2 protein-coding genes are annotated in these 1,445 nt (G+C 72.5%); both read left to right on the top strand.

Annotation, left to right across the window (positions count from 1 at the left end; translation table 11 throughout):
• A partial coding sequence (locus DBR34_RS22725; RefSeq protein WP_258223826.1) for a TolC family protein occupies positions 1-627 on the top strand: 627 nt, incomplete at its 5' end.
• A 4-nt stretch (positions 628-631) separates the two neighbouring features.
• Positions 632-1,445 (top strand): FUSC family protein (locus tag DBR34_RS11210; RefSeq protein WP_146186826.1); only part of this gene is annotated, 814 nt, incomplete at its 3' end.

The raw sequence follows: 1,445 nt of genomic DNA, 5'->3' as shown, positions 1-1,445 counted from the left end.
GCCCCGACCCTGGCCCAGCCGCTGCCGGTGGGCGATGGCCGCGCGCTGCTGGCGCGCCGCCCCGACGTGCGCCAGGCCGAACGCCGGCTGGCCGCAGCCACCGCGCGGATCGGCGTGGCCACCGCCGAGCTGTACCCGGACATCCGCCTGGGTGCCTCGGTCGGCGCGGCCGGCCTGCTCGAGGATTTCGGCCAGCCCCTGACCCAGCAGTGGTCGATCGGCCCGCTGATCTCCTGGACGCTGCCGTCCTCGGGCACGCATGCGCGCATCCACGCCACCGAGGCCGGGGCCGACGCGGCGCTGGCCGAGTTCGACCACGCCGTGCTGCAGGCGCTGCGCGAAACCCAGACCGCGCTGAGCCGCTATGCGCAGGACCTGCAGCGGTTGCAGTCGCTGCAGCTGGCCCAGCAGCAGTCCGCGCTGGCAGCCAGCCAGAACCGCCGCCTGTACCAGGGCGGGCGCACCCCGTACCTGTCCAGCCTGGATGCCGACCGCACGCTGGTGTCGGCCGATGCCACCCTGGCCGACGCGCAGGCGCAGGTATCGCGCGACCAGATCCAGCTGTTCCTGGCGCTCGGCGGCGGCTGGAATGCCGACGCCGTGGCCCCGCGCACGGCCACGAGGTAACCCCATGTTGCTGCTGGACCGCCAGGCGTGGCTGTTTTCGGTCAAGACCTTCCTGGCCGCGCTGGCCGCGCTGTACATCGGCCTGGCCGGCAACCTGTCGCGCCCGTACTGGGCGATGGCCACCGTGTACATCGTGACCCAGCCGATGCTCGGCCCCACCCGCGCCAAGGGCGTGTACCGCATCCTGGGCACGATCATCGCCGGGGCGGCCACGCTGTGGATGCTGCCGCACCTGGTGGAAACCCCGTTCCTGCTCAGCGCGGCGATGTCGCTGTGGCTGTCGGCCTGCCTGTTCATCGCCCTGCTCAACCGCGGCCCGCGCGGCTATGCGTTCCTGCTGGCCGGGTACACCACCGCGTTCATCGGCTTCCCGGCGGTAACCTCGCCGGACACCATCTTCGACACGGTGGTGGCACGCAGCGAGGAGATCATCCTGGGCACCGTGGTGGCGGTACTGTTCGCCTCGCTGTTCTTCCCGACCTCGGTGCAGCCGATGCTGCGCGCGCGGATCGGCAACTGGATGGGCGATGCGGCGCAGTGGTGCCGGCAGATCCTGCTGCGTGGCCAGGCGCACACCCCGCGCAACCGGCTGGCGGCCGACCTGGTGCAGTTCGAGGCACTGATCGAATTCCTGCGCCGCGACGACCCGCGCCATGCCGGGGCGGCGGTGTCGATGCAGCGGCTGCGCGAACGCATGCTGCTGATGCTGCCGGTGCTGTCCTCCATTGCCGACCGGCTCGGCGCGCTGCGCGCCGGCGGGCGCGCGCTGCCGCCCGGGCTGGAGCCGCTGGTGGCCGACATCGCCGCATGGCTGGACA

Source organism: Stenotrophomonas sp. HMWF003 (genome assembly GCF_003061285.1).
Taxonomy (GTDB): Bacteria; Pseudomonadota; Gammaproteobacteria; order Xanthomonadales; family Xanthomonadaceae; genus Stenotrophomonas; species Stenotrophomonas maltophilia_AP.
The sequence above is the reverse complement of the archived record's forward strand: the minus strand, read 5'-3'. Positions and strand labels throughout refer to the sequence as shown.